Here is a 17,047-nt window from a genome sequence, read left to right on the forward strand (position 1 = left end):
TCTTTGTTATGATCAAGAAATTCATTGACCGGCCCGTATTGGCCACAGTCATTTCCATTCTACTTGTGTTGCTGGGCGGCATTTCACTCACGCGGCTGCCGCTGACGCAGTTCCCTGAAATTGCCCCACCCAGTGTAATGGTAACGGCCGTGTACCCCGGTGCCAATGCCCAGACGGTGGCCCGCACCGTAGCCTCGGCCCTGGAGGAAGCCATCAACGGGGTCGAAAACATGACCTACCAGACCTCTGCGTCTGGCAACGACGGCTCGGCCGCGGTGACGGTGTACTTCAAGCTCGGCACGGACCCTGACCAGGCCACCGTGAACGTGCAGAACCGCGTGGCCCAGGTGACCAGCAAGCTCCCGGCGGAGGTAGTGCAAATTGGTGTGACCACGACCAAGCAGCAGAACAGTACCATCATGTACGTGGACCTCTACAGCGAGAACCCGGCCTACGATGAGACCTTTCTGCAGAACTACGCCAAAATCAACCTACTACCCGACCTAAAGCGGGTAACGGGCGTGGGCAACGTGCAACTGTTCGGTGACAAAGACTACTCGATGCGCGTGTGGCTGAACCCGCGCCAACTGGCCGCCTACCAACTCACGCCCGCAGAGGCGATGACGGCCATTCAGGACCAGAGCCTCGACGCAGCCCCCGGCAAGTTTGGGGAAGGCAGCCAGGAAGCCATGGAGTTTGTAGTGAACTACAGAGGCAAATTCAATCGTCCCGAGCAATACGACGACATCATCATCCGGGCCAGCGCCGACGGCTCGGTGCTGCGCCTCAAGGACGTGGCGCGGGTAGAGCTAGGCTCCTACACCTACGCCGGCGACTCGCGCCGAAATGGGAAGCCAAACGTGTCGTTTGGCATCATCCAGACGGCAGGCTCCAATGCCAACGACATTCAGACGGAAGTCAATAAGCTGCTGGAAGTCAAAGCCAAAACATTCCCCAAGGGCGTCAAATACGGTGTGCCCTTCAGTACCAAGCGCCAGCTCGACGAGTCGATCAACCAGGTGAAAACCACGCTACTTGAAGCTTTCGTGCTGGTATTCGTAGTGGTGCTGCTATTTCTACAAGACTGGCGCTCCACGCTGGTGCCGGCCATTGCCGTACCGGTGGCTCTGACCGGTACGTTCCTGTTCATGCAGCTGTTCGGCTTCTCGATCAACCTACTCACGCTCTTTGCGCTGGTGCTGGCTATCGGCATTGTGGTTGACGACGCCATTGTAGTCGTGGAAGCGGTGCACGCCAAGATGAGCGAGTCGCATTTGCCCCCGCGCGAAGCCACCACTTCGGTGATGGGCGAGATTACGGGGGCCATTCTTAGTATCACGCTCGTGATGGCAGCCGTGTTTGTGCCGGTAGGCTTTATTGAAGGCCCCACGGGCGTATTCTACCAGCAGTTTGCCTTTACCTTGGCCATTGCCATTGTGCTGTCGGCCGTGAATGCGCTGACGTTGAGCCCGGCCTTGTGCGCGCTACTGCTCAAAGACACCCACGGTGCTACGGCCGACGGTCGGCCGCTGAACTGGCGTGAACGGTTTGCCGCCGCCTTCAACGCCGGGTTCGACTCACTAACCGCTCGCTACGTGCGCAGTTTGCGAGTACTGGTGCGCCACAAATGGCTGAGCGTATCGGGCCTGGCCGTTGTCACGGCGGTGACGGTGTGGCTGGTGCAGGTGACTCCACGCGGCTTTATTCCTGACGAGGACAACAGCTTCGCCATGTTCGCCCTGAACATGCCCGCCGGGGCCTCGTTGCCCCGCACTAACGCCGCCCTGGTGAAAGCCAACCGGATTCTAGAGAAGGACCCGGCCATAGCTAGCGTCAGCTCCATGTCGGGGTTCGACATCCTGAGCTCGTCGGCCTCGTCCAGCGCGGCGCTGGGCCTGCTGCAGCTCAAGCCCACGGCCGAGCGCGGACCTGTGCAAGCTGTAGACGAGGTACTGGCCAACCTCAACGCCCAACTCAGTACCGTGACCGACGGTACGTTCTTCGTCTTCGCCAACCCCACGGTACCGGGTTTTGGTACGGTAGGTGGGTTGGAACTGGTGCTGCAAGACCGCTCGAACGGCTCGCTGCAGCGCTTCAGTGAAGTAGCCAACGCTTTCTCGGCGACGCTGATGCAACGGCCCGAAATTGGGTACGCCTCCGTGAGCTTTCGCGCCGACTACCCGCAGCTAGAACTCTTGGTCGATGCCGTGAAAGCCAAGCAGCTAGGCGTGAGTGTGCGTGAGTTGCTGGGCACCATGCAGACCTACTACGGCAGCGCCCAGGCCTCGGACTTCAACCGCTTTGGCAAGTACTACCGCGTCATTGTGCAGGCTGACGTGCCCGACCGGGCCAATGTGGCGTCGCTCGACGGGGTATATGTGAAAAACGAAGCGGGCCGTATAGTGCCCGTGACCTCGCTGCTCCAACTCAAGCGCGTGTACGGCCCACAAACGGTGGCTCACTTCAACCTCTTCAATGCCATCACGGTCAATATTCAGCCCAAGCCTGGCATCAGCTCCGGCGATGCCATCCGGGCAGTAGAGGAAGTCACCGCGCAGCAGCTGCCCACCGGGTTCACCTATGAATGGACGGGCATGACGCGCGAGCAAATTGCCTCGGGCAACCAAGCCGTCGTCATCTTCGGCATGTGTCTGGTGTTTGTGTACCTGCTGCTGGCGGCTCAGTACGAGAGCTACATCCTGCCGCTGGCCGTACTGCTCTCCATTCCCACTGGTATTCTAGGCGTGTTCGTGGCCGTGCTCCTGGCCGGGCTGGAAAATAACATCTACGTGCAGGTGGGTATGATTATGCTGATCGGGCTGCTCGCCAAGAATGCCATCCTCATCGTAGAATTTGCCCTGCAGCGGCGGCGGGCGGGTATGCCGTTGCTTGCGGCTGCGCTGGAAGCTGCTCAGTTGCGCCTACGGCCTATCCTGATGACATCGCTGGCCTTCGTGGCGGGCCTAGTTCCGCTGATGCGGGCCACGGGGCCGTCAGCTATTGGCAACCGCTCCATCAGCGTGGGTGCGGCTGGTGGCATGGTGACCGGGGTTGTGCTGGGCGTATTCATCATCCCAGTGTTGTTCGTGCTATTCCAGGCCTTGCAGGAGAAACTCAGCGGCAAGATCAGGCCGGCTGCGCCCCGTGCAGACGAAACCTTGATGGAAGTTCCCGCGCCAGTTCTAGCCCAGTAATTTTTTGCTTTTACGCAGTGCCTGGGCTCCGGCGCGGGTGCTGCTTGTCCTTCTTGTATGACTTCCTACCGTCTTTTGATTGGGGTGCTTTTGCTGCTAGCCAGCGCTTGCCGCGTGGGGCAGAACTACACCCGGCCGGCCCTGCCTCTCTCGGCGCAGTACCGCACCGCTTCCGCCCCCGTTACCACCACTGATAGTACTACCTTAGGCGACGCGACGTGGCGTAATGTATTCCGCGACCCAGCGCTGCAACAGCTTATCGACAGTGCTCTCGTGCACAACCTTGACCTGCAAGTGGCCTTGCGCAACCTGGAAAGCGCCGACCAGCAATTGCGCCAAGCCCGCCACGCATACGTGCCCACGGTGGCGCTACAGGCAGGTGCCACATCCAACACGGCCTCGCGCAATAGCCTGAACGGCATCAGTTCCGAGCAGTTTGTGGGCACGCGCACCGTGAAAGACTTCACCGCCGGCCTTTCGGCCAGTTGGGAGCTGGATGTATGGGGACGCCTGCGTCGGCTGCAGGAAGCCGCCCGCGCCAACTACCTGCAAACCGACGAAGCCCGCAAAGCGGTGCAGACGCAGTTGGTGTCGCAAGTGGCGCAAGGCTACTACGAATTGTTGCGGCTGGATGCCCAGCTAACTATTGCCCACCGCAACGAAGCGCTGAACGACAGCACCCTGCGCCTGATTCGTCTGCAGTGGAACGCCGGCCTGGTGACCACGCTAGCCGTGCAGCAGGCCGAAGTGCAGCGCCAGACCGCTGCGCTACTGGTGCCGCAACTGGAGCAGGGCATCATGGAGCAGGAGAATGCCCTGCGCGTGCTCACGGGGCAAGAGCCGGCGGTTGTCGCCCGGGCCACCACCGATGCTCCGCTGCAACCAGACGGACCGCTGGCCGTCGGGGTTCCGGTTAACTTGCTGAGCCGCCGCCCCGATGTGCGCAGCCGAGAGCTGGCCTTGGTAGCCGCCAACGCCCGCACCGGCGCGGCCCGGGCTAACCTGTACCCGGCCTTGACCCTGACGGCCGGCACAGGACTCAACGCATTTCAGTTATCCAACTGGCTAACCCTACCCGGTGGCGTGTTCACCAACATCGGAGCCGGCGCGGTACAGCCCTTGCTGCAACAACGGCAACTGCGTACTCAACTGGAGCTAACCCGCTTGGACCAGGAGCGCGCCGCCCTAGAGTTTCGGCAAGCCGTTCTGTCGGCGGCCGGGGAGGTATCCACGGCGCTGGTACGCGTCGAGAAAACCCAGCAACAGGTCGTCATTGCGACGGCCCGCGTGGATACCCTCAATCAAGCCATCCGTGACGCCAACTTGCTATATCGCAGCAACCTGGCCAACTACCTGGAAGTCCTCACGGCGCAGAGCAATGCGCTGCAAAGCCAGTTGGCGCTGGTAGACATCCGGCGGCAACAGTCGGGGGCACTTGTGGAGCTCTACCGGTCGCTGGGCGGCGGCTGGCGCTAATGTAATTTCCGTTACTTGCTGTTTATGAAAAATTGGGTAATTCTATTGGTGGCTATCCTAGCCGAAACCGTTGCCACGTCGGCCCTCAAAGCATCCGAAGGCTTCACGCGGCTCGGACCTAGTGCGTTGACCGTTGTGGGCTACGCACTGGCTTTTTATTGCCTTAGCCTAACCTTGCGGAGCATTCCTATAGGGGTGGCCTACGCAGTTTGGTCGGCCGTCGGTATCATTCTCATCACCCTAGTGGGGGTAGTAGTCTATAAGCAGGTGCCGGATGCCATGACGCTGCTAGGCTTGGCACTCATCATTGCCGGCGTACTCGTGCTGAACCTGCTGGGTAAGACGTCTGTCCATTAAACCGCCTAGCGCCATGAAAATCCTGTTAGTGGAAGATGAACACCTGTTGTCGACCAGTATGCGGACCGCACTGGAAGACGAGGGGTTCGGCTGCGAAACGGCGTTAACGTTCCGAGAGGCCGAAAACAAACTCGTCACCAAGCTCTTCGACCTGGTTGTCTTGGATTTGAATCTGCCCGGCGGGCTAGGCTTCGATTTGTTTGAATACATCAAGGCGATGGAAACCCGGCCGGGCGTGCTCATCATTTCCGTGCGCGACAGCCTCACCGACAAGCTACGTGGCCTCAACCTGGGCGCCGATGACTACCTAGTGAAGCCCTTTCACCTTGATGAGCTGCTGGCGCGGGTACGCAGCATTTTGCGCCGACGCCACCCCGAGGAGCCCAGCGAACTGATCCTAGGTAACCTTAGCTACCAGCTGGACGCGCAGCAGGCATCCGTGGACGGGGAGCCGCTCAAACTCACCCCCAGCCAATTGCGTCTGCTCTACTACCTACTGCTCAACCGCAAGCGGGTCGTGTCGAAGGAGTCGTTGTCGGACTACGTGCTACAGGAGAACGTGGACATGGTAGACTCGCTGGACTATCTCTACACGCACATCAAAAACGTGCGACATAAGCTCAAGCAAGCCGGCTGCCAGGTAGGCATCGAAACGGTCTATGGCCTTGGCTACACCTTGCAATAGTTCTGATGGCGACCAAACACTACAGCAAGCGGTTTCTGGCGGGAATACAGCGGGTATACCTACTGGTAGTGCCACTGATGCTGCTGTGTATCATGTTTGCGAATAACTACCTCTACGACAGCTATTATGAAATCGTCATTGCCCGGCCATTTCGGCAGCGGGTGGCCCAACTGCAATACCAATGGCGCCAGCAGGGACGCGTGCCCCAAGTTCCCGACGTGCGCTACCGTGCCCTACCCCCGGGCACGGCACCCTACGCTTACTTCACCGATTGGTATGCTGATCCTGACGTGGAGCAGCGCACCACGGTGGGCATCATCAGCTATACGGCCACGATGGCCCGGGGGGCTGAACGCATCGAAGTAACGGTTAGCCGCTCGGAAGAGAATGGTGGTGCACCGGGGGCTGGAATGGTGCTGTTTTCCGTAGGTGCTTCGCTGGTCCTCTTTCTGCTACTAAGCTGGCTGCTATTTCAGTTCAGTATCAAGCGGCTGTCTTATAACCTATGGCTGCCGTTCTACCAGAATCTGCGTCGTATCAATGGCTTTAGTCTGCGCGATCGGCAGCGCCTGGCACTGATGCCCAGTGAAATTCGCGAGTTCGGGTTTTTCAACGCCGCCATCACCCACTTCACCGACAAGATTCAGCAGTCGTATAACGAGCTGCGCGAATTCACGGAGAACACAGCCCACGAGCTGCAAACGCCCCTGGCCGTGCTGCTGGCCAAGACAGAGCTGGTGCTCAAACGCAATCAATTAGCCGAAGCCGACCGGCAGGAACTGGTGGAAATCAAGAAAACCGTCCAACGCCTGTCCTCGCTGCAGAAAGCCTTGAACCTGCTTTCCCGGGTACGGACGCTGCAGTACGGCGGCCGGCTGGCCGTGGAGACCATAGACGTACTAGAGCATCTGCGGGAGCGGTTAGTAAGCTACGCCGAACTGCTGGACTACAAAGATGTGCGGGTTGACTGGCATGTGTCCCAGCCCTGGTACTTGCACACCAACCGGGAGTTGCTGGGCATCTTGCTCGACAATCTGGTCCGCAACGCCATTCAACACAACGTGCCTGGCGGCTTCATCCGAATCGAGTGTGCGGCGACCGGCGTGGTCATATGCAATGCGGGGCTGTCGCCCGCATCAGCAGAAACGGACCTGTTCCAGCGCTATCATACCCGTTCCACCGACGACGGACGGTTGGGGCTGGGCTTGGCGTTGGTCGAAGCGACTTGCGACGTGTTGCAGTTGCAATGCACCTACTACTACCAGGAGGGCACGCACGCTTTCACGCTAGGCAACAACAAACCAGCAACTTCGACCCGAGCGTAAGCCGAACCTTATCCGAACGGAGAGTCGACTCAGCCGCATCTCGTTGAAGGCAGAGGGCAAAATGGAGACGTTGAACTACTTGCAGAAGCCTCGGCCTCAGGCGTGCAGTTCAAGAGCTTCATGGAGCCAGTGATGGATGTATTTGGGCTAATGTGAGAGTTGAAAAAAGGATGATGGCCTCGACTACCAACTGTTACCCGCAATTCTGAACAAGCAGCAAAACAAAAAAGGCCCTCAGAGCTATCTGAGGGCCTTTTGAGTGGTCGCGTAGGGAGTCGAACCCCAAACCTCCTGATTCGTAGTCAGGTGCTCTATCCAGTTGAGCTACGCGACCGTTTTTCCGTTACGGTGTGCAAAGATAACGGCAGAATTTCCCGGAAAACAAGCTTCTGCGCATTTTAACGATAAAAAAAGACAAGAAAATCTGCAAGCAACTGATTTTCAGATTTAATAATTTTCTTGCTTTTCTATCTGCTTGTTGAGGGCGCGCTGCACGGCCCGGTTGAAAACGTAGTAGAGCCCCAGCGCAGCCACGGCCAGCAGTACCAGTACCAGAACTTTACCAGTGGTGCCCGTGTCGGGGCTATGCAGCAGCGACAGCGCATCCTGGGCCTGCGTGCCTATCCAGTAAAAGAACAGACTCCGCGGCAGCATCCCCAGCACGCTGGCGCCCAGGAAACGGGTGCGGTCTACGCCTAGAATAGCCAGTACAAAGGTCATAAGGGCGAAGGGTAGGATAGGAGCTAGGCGCACCAGCAAAATCAACTGCCAGCTCTGGTGGCGCAGCTCCTGCATAATGGCTTCGGCTTTTGGGAAAGAGTGCACGAAGCGGAGCAGCTTGCCTTGGTCGAGGCGGGTGGCCAGCTCGTATCCTAGCAGGGCCGCCAGCGCATAGGCGATAATGGTGCCCGGCAACCCCGCCCAGCCCAGGAAAAAACCCGTGAGCAACACCGCCACCGTGGAGTGCACCAGCGAGAAGGCCAGCACCAACACCATTATTCCAAAATACAGCAGCATTTGGGGTAGGGTAAGGTCGCGCAGCAGATTCTGGTGCTCGTACAGTAGGTAGGTAACAGTAGAGCTGCCCACAAGGGGTAGCACTACCAGCAGAAACATAGACAGGAGCGAGGACGCGTTGGTGCGAAATAAGGCTTTAAGGGTAGCAAGCATAGGCAAAGAAAAACAGGCTGGCAAAACTACCAGCCTGTTTGCTCTTACGGATTTGCGGTGCGAGCCGCTACGCTTCTGGTTCCGAAGGCGGCGTTTCGTCTGTCTCAAGGGCCAGTTGCTCGTCGTTGTTTTTGGCGCCGAAAAAGCGGCGGATAGCCGTCCAGGCGCCGGCCAGCAAGCCCAGCGCTATCTTCCAAAACTTGAGCAGGGTGATAAGGATGACCTTGCCAAACTTCAGAATCACGGCAAAGAAGCCTACCTTGGCCAGCACCTTGCCCGCCACCAGGCCGCCAATAGTGTAGGCCGCTACCTCGTCGATGCCGGGGTTGAAATCGGCGTAGCGCAGGCCTTTGGCAAAGGCTACCCCATCAATAACCGTAGGAATGGTACCCCGGATTTCGGCTAGCTGCGCAGGCGTGCCCACGGCGTTGAGCACCAGCACGCCCTTGCGGCCCAGCAGGCGTAGATTGTAGTTAAGCGTATGCTCTGGCTCGTCGCCAAACTGCAGCTCTTTGGCCCAGTGCAGGGCATTTTTGTTTTTGTCGTAAAAGGGTGTGGCGGCCCAGCCCAGCAGTTGCACGGTTTCGTAGCCGGCCTCGGTGCGCTCCTCGTTTTCTTCGGCTACGTCGTCCTGCATTTCTTCCAGCAGGTCCTTGTAATTGATTTTGTCGGCATCATCGTCCTTCACGTAGCCCATGGGCTCGTAGCGGATGATAAAGGCCCAGCTTTTCTCGTCCAGCGGGCCGTAGGCAGCGGGCACCAGCATGCCCAGCGACTCCTGCTTGGGGTTGCCCCACCAGTCGGTGAGCACGTGGCGGCTCTGGGCCGAGTCGAGGTAGCGAAAACCCTGCGGCACCGTCAGCTTGCCTACCCCACCGGGCAGCGTGATACGGCCTTGCTGGTAGTGCAGCGTGGCCTGTAGTGAGTCGATAACGAATTTGCGGCGGGCAGCCTCGGCCTCGGGCGGCGCGTCGGCCGCGGCGGCCGCGGCGGCCGTCCAGCCGGTGCATAGGGTAAGCAATACCAGTAAAAGTTTTTTCATAAATGATAAAAATGAGGGAAGAATGAAATTGAATTTTGCCAACAAGATAACTGTTTGCTAGTTCTCTACTAACGAAAAAGATGGACGTTGCCGGAAGGCCCTGGCAAGTGCCTGCGTCCTTTTACCTTTGAGCGCCCCCTTGCGGGGCATTTGCTTTTATTACTCCACCCACGCACTATGAAATTCGGAACCAAAGCCATTCATGCCGGCGTGCACCCCGACCCGGCCACTGGCGCCATCATGACGCCTATCTATCAGACTTCCACCTACGTGCAGACCTCGCCCGGCCAAAACCAGGGCTACGAGTACTCGCGCACGCACAACCCTACCCGCTCGCAACTGCAGGATGCAGTGGCAGCATTGGAAGGCGGCAAGCATGGCCTAGCCTTCGCTTCGGGTATGGCCGTGGTCGACTGCATCATCAAGCTGCTGCAGCCCGGCGACGAGGTGATTTCCACGAACGACCTCTATGGGGGCAGCTACCGCATCTTCACCAAAGTGTTTGCGCCGCTGGGCATCAAATTTCACTTTGTGCCGATGCACGACATGACGGCCGTGCGCGAAAAGGTGACGGACAAAACCAAGCTGATCTGGGTGGAAACGCCTACCAACCCGCTGCTCAACATCATCGATATTGAAGCCGCTGCGGAGGTTGCTCGCGAGGCTGGTGCTCTGCTGGTGGTGGATAACACTTTCTCGACGCCCTACCTGCAAACCCCGCTGGCCCTGGGCGCCGACATTGTGATGCACTCCCTCACCAAGTACATGGGCGGCCACTCCGACGTGGTAATGGGCGCTCTGGTGGTGAACGACGACGCGCTGCTGCAACGCTTGGCCTTTCTGCAAAACTCCTGCGGCGGCACGCCCGGCCCCCAGGACTGCTTCCTGGTGCTGCGCGGCCTCAAAACTTTACACCTGCGCATGCAGCGCCACTGCGAAAACGGCCGCGCCGTGGCCGAGTACCTGCAAGCGCACCCCAAGGTAGAGAAGGTGTTTTGGCCGGGCTTCCCCGAGCATCCCAACCACGCCGTGGCCGCCAAGCAAATGCGCGACTTCGGGGGCATGATTTCCTTTGTGCTGAAGGGCGACAAGCAGGAAGACGCCATTGCGGTGCTGGAAAAGCTGAAGCTCTTCACGCTAGCCGAAAGCTTGGGTGGTGTAGAAAGCCTCTCAGGTCATCCCGCCACCATGACGCACGCCAGCATTCCGGCCGAGGAGCGCCGCAAAGCTGGCCTTTCTGACTCGCTCATTCGCCTGAGCGTGGGCGTGGAGGATATTGAGGACCTGCTCGAAGACCTGGGACAGGCAATAGGGTAGGAGGCAGGGCGAACAGCTGCCGTTAAAGTATAACGGGTAGCAAAACGTCTGCTTAACTACTTGTGAAAACAGAACGTCATGTCGATTAGCGGGAGCAACCGCACGTGCTAACGGAAGATACGATCCTTCGTCAGCACGTGCGGTTGCTCCCGCTAATCGACATGACGTTCTGCCTTTTTCGTCTGTTTTCAACGGTCGTTTTGCAAAGCGTATGACTACGAGAATTTCTTCCCGCTTCGATGGTAAGCGCTATCACAATGCCCTACCCACATCCATGTCGACGGCTAGCAGCTACTGGCAAATGGCCCGGCGTTGGCTGCTAGGCAAAGAGGAGCGCGTACCCCGGTCGGCTCTGGCTGGTTTCTCTACCGATGTGGCTGCGCTGGCTCAGCCCGTGCCACCCAACGCATTACGGGCTACCTGGCTGGGACACTCGACGGTGTTGCTGGAAATTGACGGTCGCCGTTTTCTGACCGACCCCGTATGGCGCATGCGCAGTTCGCCGGTGCGCTTTATGGGACCGAAACGGTTCTTCCCCAACCCGCTACCCCTGGCGCAGGTGCCGCCGCTGGATGGCGTACTCATCTCCCACGACCACTACGACCACCTCGACCCGCTAGCGGTGCGGGCACTGGCACGCACGGGGGTGCGGTTCTTCTGTCCGCTAGGGGTAAGCCGGCACCTGCACCGTTGGGGGGTAGCGTCCGACAAGATTACCGAAGTGGATTGGTGGCAGGAAATAATGTTAGCGCCCGATTTTACGCTGGTGGCCACACCCGCCCGGCACTTTTCCGGCCGCCGCCTCGGCCTCGATCAGGATGCTACCCTGTGGGCCTCTTGGGTGCTGCTGGGTCCTACCCACCGCGCCTTCTTCGGCGGCGACTCTGGTCCGTTTGCGGCTGCGTTTCAGCAAATAGGCGACACCTACGGCCCCTTCGACCTGACCATGCTGGAAATAGGCGCCGCCGACCCCAACTGGGCCGATGTGCACATGGGACCCACGGTAGCCGTGGCGGCACACCAGGCCCTGCGCGGCCGGGCGCTGCTGCCCATTCACTGGGGCACCTTCAACCTGGCTTACCACGCCTGGACCGATCCAGCCGAGGAGGTGCAGCAAGCCGCTGCGGCAGCCGGGGTGGAGCTGTTACTACCCCAGCCCGGCGAACGGGTAGAGGCCACGCAGGCCCCCTATGCGTCTGGCTGGTGGCGGGGGTAGGAGAGGGGGGCGTTTGCGTGTAGCTTTGTTGCTGGATTAACAGCTAGGCGTTATATGAAAACTATATGCAAGCGGAAAGGCCGGTAAAGTATATAGCCAGTGATTGGCAGTGGAAGCGGACAGATATTGCTTTTTATGGCCTTTTGCTGGTGTTGCTATGGAGGATAGGGGGTGATGCCCGCTTACCGGAAGATGGGTATAGTTGGTGGCTGTGGTCGTCGTATGCGGCGGAGCATGGATTGGCGAACGTATATAAGGTATGGCGTAATGATTATCCGCCTCTGTATCAGTATGTATTGTATGGGTTTGGGAAGTTGTTGGGTAGCGCAGATGCAATTCTTCGCAACCTGCATTACCTCAAGCTGATAACGCTTCTTTTTGATTTTGGCGGCGCACTGCTGGTCGCTTCGCTGGCAGCTACTCGTCAGCAGGGGATAGGGGTATCGTTGTTGCTGCTGCTTAACGTAGCTTACTTGTACAATACCTTGGCTTGGCAGCAGGTAGACGCTATTTATACCTGTTTGTGCCTAGGGGCAGTGTTAGCCGCTTTACAAGGCCGTTCTGTGGTAGTAGGAGTGCTATTCGTGCTGGCACTCAACATGAAGCTGCAATCTGTCATCTTTATTCCACCCTTGGTGCTGGTGCTATTGCCGCACTGGCAGCGGACGCCGAAGGTGCTGTTACATACAATAGCAGTAAGCGCTCTACTGCAGTTAGCCATCTTAGTCCCCTTTATCTGGGGTGGCGACCGTAACTACTTGCCTCATATTTGGCTACTCACGCGCAGCGCCGGCGACCGGTACCCTTATATCTCGCTCAATGCTTTTAATCTTTGGTATCTGCTGACGTGGGCGTCTTCTTTGATGGATGTGTCTGATACGCTGCGTTTCGCAGGCCATTCCTATAAGCATTGGGGGCTGTTGCTGTTTACCGTGGCTTCGGCTATAACCCTGTGGCCAATGTGTTGGCAAACCGTGCGGCTGCTTCTACGCCGCCGCGTGATGGGCGCGGAGCACTACGCGCTGGTGTTGCTAAGCTGTGGTTTGTTGCCTATCGTATTCAGCTACTTCAACACGCAGATGCACGAGCGGTACTGGCACGCGGCACTGCTTTTTCTGGCTGGATACGGCTACCTGGCGAAAAATTACTGGCTATACGGGCTCACATCCGTTGCCTACTTTCTGAATCTGGAAGCTGTACTGGAGTTGCTGCACCACGCGCCTTTCTGGTTGTATAATCCGCAGCTAGTGGCCGTAATATTCACAATAGTACTTATAGTTGGCATCGTGCAAGCCTACAAACTGGCGTACCAGAACGCGCATTCCACTTCGGTGCCAGAGCCAGTCGCTAGTCTGCGCGGCGCTTAGTGGCAATAGATGGTAATCTACAAGCAGGAGCGAGTACGTATGTCTGGCGCCATCGGGTGAACCATCCACCCGAAGCCTTCTCATGCAGAGTATTCTTGCCTTTTTACTGTCACTGTCTTTCCTAGCCTGTACACAAGCCGACGTTGCGCCGACTCCTACGCCACCGGCGCCAGTCGCTGCCATCAGCTTTTTATCCCTCGGCGACTCTTATACCATTGGCGAAGGCGTAACAGAGCAGGCACGTTGGAGCGTGCAGCTGGCGCAGTTGCTGCGCCAGCATGGTAGTGAGGTAGCGTCGCCGGACATTATCGCCCGCACCGGCTGGACCACTCAGGACTTACAACGGGCCATTGCGGCCTCCGATAATCGGCGTACCTATGGGCTGGTATCGTTGCTGATTGGCGTCAACGACCAGTACCAGGGCAAAAGCACCGCCGAGTATCGTTTGCATCTGCGCGAGTTACTACAAACGGCCACGCAGTTTGCCAGCGGCCGCTCTACCCGGGTAGTAGTATTATCTATCCCAGACTGGGGGCAGACGCCCTACGCACAAGGGCGTAACCGGACGCAGATTGGGCAAGAAATCGACCAGTTTAACGCAGTGGCCCAACAAGAGTGTGAGCAGGCAGGCATTGCCTTCGTAGACATCACTGGCCTCACGCGCACCGCCGCTAGCGATGCCGCGCAGTTTGCGCCAGATGGTCTGCATTACTCTGGATTACAGATGGCGAAATGGGCAGAAGCAGCACTACCCGTTGTGCAGAAGCTGGTGGCTACCAGCTCAAAATAACCGCATAAGTGGGCCACGGCAGGGAGGGTAAGCGCAACCGTAATGTGTTGACAATCTACTACGTATAGGCGTGCAGTACAACTATCGTATTAGGCAAGCAGTATACTTATTTCATCGAAATCAATACATCCTGCGAAGTATTCTGTTATAGCAGAAGATTGTGGTCAGGTGCCTTGTAGGCCTTTGTTTGCATTGTGCTGAGTGGTCACTAACAAAGTTGCATTTATTCTTTTCCCCTCCCCGAACGCATATGCGCCAAACCTTACTCTATTCCATTGTGTGTGCCAGCCTGTTGCCCGCCGCCGCGTGGGCCCAGACGCAGACCGTAACCGGCCGCGTGACTGGCCCCACCGGTACCGCCCTACCCGGTGTGACGGTGCTGGAAAAAGGTACCAGCAACGGCACCTCTACCGACGCAGACGGCCGCTACCGCCTTGCCGTACCCACCTCGGCTACCCTCATCTTCTCGGCCATTGGGCAGACCTCACAGGAAATTCCCCTGAACGGCCGTTCCGTGCTGAACGCCAGTTTGCAAGATGCCAGCACCGACCTCAACGAAGTAGTCGTGACAGGCTCGCGGGCCACCGAAGGTCGCTCTAATATTCTTACCACGGCTCCTGTCGATGTGATTTCGGCCCGCGAGATTAAGGCGTATGGCCAAACGGAGGTAACGCAGATTCTGAGCTTCATTGCCCCCTCCTTCCAGAGTACCCGCCAAACCGTAACCGATGGTACGGATTTCGTAGACCCGGCCACGCTACGTGGCCTGGGGCCCGACCAAGTACTGGTGCTGGTGAATGGCAAACGACGCCATACCTCGGCCCTCGTCAACATCAACGGGACACCAGGTAGGGGCTCGGTAGGGATTGATATGAACGTGCTGCCGCCCGCCGCCATCAAGCGCATTGAGGTGCTGCGCGAAGGGGCCGCCGCTCAGTATGGCTCCGATGCTATTGCCGGCGTTATCAACATTCAGCTGAAAGATGACACTACCGGCGTGAACGTGAGTGGCACGGCGGGCCAGACCACCAAAGGCGACGGCGACGTATGGCAGGCCGATGCCAACGTTGGTATTGGCTTGAAGGGTAGGGGATACATAGATATCAGCGGCCAGGTATTACAGCGCGGGTTTCTGGACCGCTCGGGCTACGATACGGCCCCCCTTATTTACAATGGCAGCGGCGGTAATTACGCCAGCAACTTAACGGAGCAGCAGCGCCGTGACTTGAAAGCGCAGGACGATGCCCAGGTAGCTGCCCGTGGTTTCAATCGTCGCAATATCATTGTAGGCAATTCGAAGTCGCGTACCTACAGCGGTTTCGTGAATGCCGCGTACTCGCTGGTGCCCCGTTTAGGGGTAGAGGCCTACGTAGCCGCAGGCGCCACACAGCGAGAAGGCCGTAGCGGCGCTTTATACCGCCTCCCTAACCAGGCAACGCAAATTGACCTCACGCTCTACCCCGATGGATTCCTACCCTTCGTCAACAGTACCGTCAACGACGAGTCGTTGCTCGTAGGCGTGCGCGGTACGGTCCTGGGCTTTGCGACTGATTTGAGCAACACGTACGGCCGCAACAGCTTGCGTTATGACATCACCAACACACTGAATGCCTCGCTGCCTATTGGTACCAGCACGCAGGAGTTTTACGCTGGTACGCTCATCTTTCAGCAGAATACCACTAACCTGGGCTTCTCCCGCAAATTCATGAATGTGGGACCCTTGGCTACCCTAAACGTGGCCTTTGGGGGCGAGCTGCGCAGTGATTTCTTTGAAATTAAAGCAGGTGAGAAAGGGTCTTACTTCAACTATGGCCGTCTGACGGCTGCGGGTCAAAACACCTCCATTGGGTCACAGGGTTTTCCTGGGTATCGCCCTTCCGATGCCACCCATCGTTCGCGTTCCAACACTGCAGGCTACCTCGATCTGGAAAGCGACTTAACCGACCGTTTGCTAGTGAATCTGGCCGGCCGGCTAGAGCGCTACTCCGATTTTGGCTCAAACGCCAGTGGTCGGGTAGGGGCCCGCTACAGTCTGGTAACCGGTGGGCAAAGCAATTTCATCAACGATTTGGCCGTACGTGGTAATCTAGGCAACGGCTTCCGGGCGCCCTCGCTGCAACAGCGCTACTTCACCAACGTAGCGACGCAGTTCAACCAGGGGCAAATCCAGGATGTACTGACAGCGAACAATGACAACCCCATTGTGCGTGAAGGCTTCGGGATTGGCGCGCTCAAGCAGGAAAAGTCAAAGAACTATAGCGCTGGCCTCACGGCGCGCCTGGCCCGTAGTTTCACGCTGACGGTAGATGCCTACCTGATTGATATTCGGGACCGAATTGTACTCTCGTCACAGTTTTCCCGATCCAATCCAGCGGTGGCGGCTATTCTGGCCAATCGTCCGGATGTAAGCAGCGTGCAGTTCTTTGCTAATGCCGTCAACACCCGCACCAAAGGTCTGGATGTGGTTCTGAATGAGCGCCTAACCTTTGGCGAGCATCGCCTGGGCCTGACGGCAGCGGCCAACTTCAACCAAACCACAGTGCGCGGTATCAATAGCTCAGCCACTATCGATAACAATGCAAGCCTGCAAAACACGCTATTCGACCGCCAGCAGCGTACTCGCCTGGAAGCCGGGCAGCCACGCAGCAAAATCAACCTGAGCGCCAACTACGGCTACAAGATTTTTAACGTGGACTTGCGTACTGTGCGGTTCGGGGAGGTGAAGACGGCTGATGCCCGCATCGGCAGTCCAGCCGATGACCCCTCGTTCCTCTACTCTACCATTGACCAAACCTTTTCGGCGAAGTGGGTAACGGACTTGGTAGTAAGTGCGCAAGTGCTGAAATGGCTGGGCCTGCAGGTAGGGGCTAATAATATCTTCAACGTCTACCCCGATAAACTGTACCGTAATCCGCGCAATTACGAGGACAACTATAATACAGGCAGCTTAAGCTATACCTCTAGCTTAGACGGAACCAACCGGGGCCGATTCTTATACAGCTCCAACCAGTTCGCCTTCACGGGCGCATACTACTTCGGCCGCATAAACGTGACGTTCTAGCAAAACACAAGAATCTGGTTTTGCTCTTACGTAAAATGGCCAGCCTT

12 protein-coding genes and 1 tRNA gene are annotated in these 17,047 nt (G+C 57.9%); 10 read left to right on the plus strand and 3 right to left on the minus strand.

What is annotated here, in order from left to right:
* Positions 1 to 8: 8 nt before the first annotated feature.
* Genes MUN82_RS00230 through MUN82_RS00250 form a run of 5 tightly spaced genes read left to right on the plus strand, consistent with a single transcriptional unit; the run spans position 9 to position 7,037 of the window.
* On the plus strand, positions 9 to 3,194 hold the full coding sequence (locus MUN82_RS00230) for an efflux RND transporter permease subunit (protein ID WP_245093809.1): 3,186 nt from the start codon (positions 9 to 11) through the stop codon (positions 3,192 to 3,194).
* Positions 3,195 to 3,251: 57 nt separating this feature from the next.
* On the plus strand, positions 3,252 to 4,670 hold the full coding sequence (locus MUN82_RS00235; protein ID WP_245093811.1) for an efflux transporter outer membrane subunit: 1,419 nt from the start codon (positions 3,252 to 3,254) through the stop codon (positions 4,668 to 4,670).
* 24 nt (positions 4,671 to 4,694) lie between these two features.
* Positions 4,695 to 5,027, plus strand: coding sequence for a DMT family transporter (locus tag MUN82_RS00240; RefSeq protein ID WP_245093813.1), 333 nt, complete (start codon positions 4,695 to 4,697; stop codon positions 5,025 to 5,027).
* Positions 5,028 to 5,040: 13 nt separating this feature from the next.
* On the plus strand, positions 5,041 to 5,712 hold the full coding sequence (locus tag MUN82_RS00245; RefSeq protein WP_245093815.1) for a response regulator transcription factor: 672 nt from the start codon (positions 5,041 to 5,043) through the stop codon (positions 5,710 to 5,712).
* 5 nt (positions 5,713 to 5,717) lie between these two features.
* Positions 5,718 to 7,037: a sensor histidine kinase gene (locus MUN82_RS00250; protein WP_245093817.1), complete on the plus strand. Its 1,320-nt coding sequence runs from the start codon at positions 5,718 to 5,720 to the stop codon at positions 7,035 to 7,037.
* Between the two features lie 260 nt (positions 7,038 to 7,297).
* Here MUN82_RS00250 and MUN82_RS00255 read toward each other — a convergent pair.
* The 3 genes from MUN82_RS00255 to MUN82_RS00265 form a co-directional block, all read right to left on the minus strand.
* Positions 7,298 to 7,371: transfer RNA gene (locus tag MUN82_RS00255), tRNA-Arg, on the minus strand.
* Between the two features lie 113 nt (positions 7,372 to 7,484).
* Positions 7,485 to 8,207, minus strand: coding sequence for a TVP38/TMEM64 family protein (locus tag MUN82_RS00260; protein WP_245093819.1), 723 nt, complete (start codon positions 8,205 to 8,207; stop codon positions 7,485 to 7,487).
* 67 nt (positions 8,208 to 8,274) lie between these two features.
* The gene (locus tag MUN82_RS00265; RefSeq protein WP_245093821.1) at positions 8,275 to 9,249 is read right to left on the minus strand and encodes a DUF2167 domain-containing protein; all 975 of its coding nucleotides are present in this window, start codon (positions 9,247 to 9,249) and stop codon (positions 8,275 to 8,277) included.
* A gap of 177 nt (positions 9,250 to 9,426) precedes the next feature.
* Between MUN82_RS00265 and MUN82_RS00270 the strand changes: the two genes are divergently transcribed.
* From MUN82_RS00270 to MUN82_RS00290, 5 genes are all read left to right on the plus strand, one after another.
* Positions 9,427 to 10,566: a cystathionine gamma-synthase gene (locus tag MUN82_RS00270; protein ID WP_245093823.1), complete on the plus strand. Its 1,140-nt coding sequence runs from the start codon at positions 9,427 to 9,429 to the stop codon at positions 10,564 to 10,566.
* Between the two features lie 211 nt (positions 10,567 to 10,777).
* Complete coding sequence (locus tag MUN82_RS00275) at positions 10,778 to 11,782, plus strand: MBL fold metallo-hydrolase (protein WP_245093824.1); 1,005 nt, start codon at positions 10,778 to 10,780, stop codon at positions 11,780 to 11,782.
* A 143-nt stretch (positions 11,783 to 11,925) separates the two neighbouring features.
* Positions 11,926 to 13,149 (plus strand): putative hexosyltransferase, encoded by a 1,224-nt coding sequence (locus MUN82_RS00280; protein ID WP_245093825.1) that lies wholly within the window; start codon positions 11,926 to 11,928, stop codon positions 13,147 to 13,149.
* Positions 13,150 to 13,231: 82 nt separating this feature from the next.
* Positions 13,232 to 13,939 carry an SGNH/GDSL hydrolase family protein gene (locus MUN82_RS00285; RefSeq protein ID WP_245093826.1) on the plus strand — a complete coding sequence of 236 codons (708 nt, stop codon included), beginning with the start codon at positions 13,232 to 13,234 and terminating at the stop codon, positions 13,937 to 13,939.
* Positions 13,940 to 14,189: 250 nt separating this feature from the next.
* Positions 14,190 to 17,000, plus strand: coding sequence for a TonB-dependent receptor (locus tag MUN82_RS00290; protein WP_245093827.1), 2,811 nt, complete (start codon positions 14,190 to 14,192; stop codon positions 16,998 to 17,000).
* Positions 17,001 to 17,047: the final 47 nt, after the last annotated feature.

This window comes from Hymenobacter aerilatus (assembly GCF_022921095.1).
In the GTDB taxonomy this organism is placed as follows: Bacteria; Bacteroidota; Bacteroidia; order Cytophagales; family Hymenobacteraceae; genus Hymenobacter; species Hymenobacter aerilatus.

Excerpts from the sequence above, each read along its gene's own strand:
- MUN82_RS00230 (WP_245093809.1), top strand. The coding sequence starts at position 9 with ATGATCAAGAAATTCATTGACCGGCCCGTATTGGCCACAGTCATTTCC.
- MUN82_RS00235 (WP_245093811.1), top strand. The coding sequence starts at position 3,252 with ATGACTTCCTACCGTCTTTTGATTGGGGTGCTTTTGCTGCTAGCCAGC.
- MUN82_RS00240 (WP_245093813.1), top strand. The coding sequence starts at position 4,695 with ATGAAAAATTGGGTAATTCTATTGGTGGCTATCCTAGCCGAAACCGTT.
- MUN82_RS00245 (WP_245093815.1), top strand. The coding sequence starts at position 5,041 with ATGAAAATCCTGTTAGTGGAAGATGAACACCTGTTGTCGACCAGTATG.
- MUN82_RS00250 (WP_245093817.1), top strand. The coding sequence starts at position 5,718 with ATGGCGACCAAACACTACAGCAAGCGGTTTCTGGCGGGAATACAGCGG.
- MUN82_RS00260 (WP_245093819.1), bottom strand. The coding sequence starts at position 8,207 with ATGCTTGCTACCCTTAAAGCCTTATTTCGCACCAACGCGTCCTCGCTC.
- MUN82_RS00265 (WP_245093821.1), bottom strand. The coding sequence starts at position 9,249 with ATGAAAAAACTTTTACTGGTATTGCTTACCCTATGCACCGGCTGGACG.
- MUN82_RS00270 (WP_245093823.1), top strand. The coding sequence starts at position 9,427 with ATGAAATTCGGAACCAAAGCCATTCATGCCGGCGTGCACCCCGACCCG.
- MUN82_RS00275 (WP_245093824.1), top strand. The coding sequence starts at position 10,778 with ATGACTACGAGAATTTCTTCCCGCTTCGATGGTAAGCGCTATCACAAT.
- MUN82_RS00285 (WP_245093826.1), top strand. The coding sequence starts at position 13,232 with ATGCAGAGTATTCTTGCCTTTTTACTGTCACTGTCTTTCCTAGCCTGT.
- MUN82_RS00290 (WP_245093827.1), top strand. The coding sequence starts at position 14,190 with ATGCGCCAAACCTTACTCTATTCCATTGTGTGTGCCAGCCTGTTGCCC.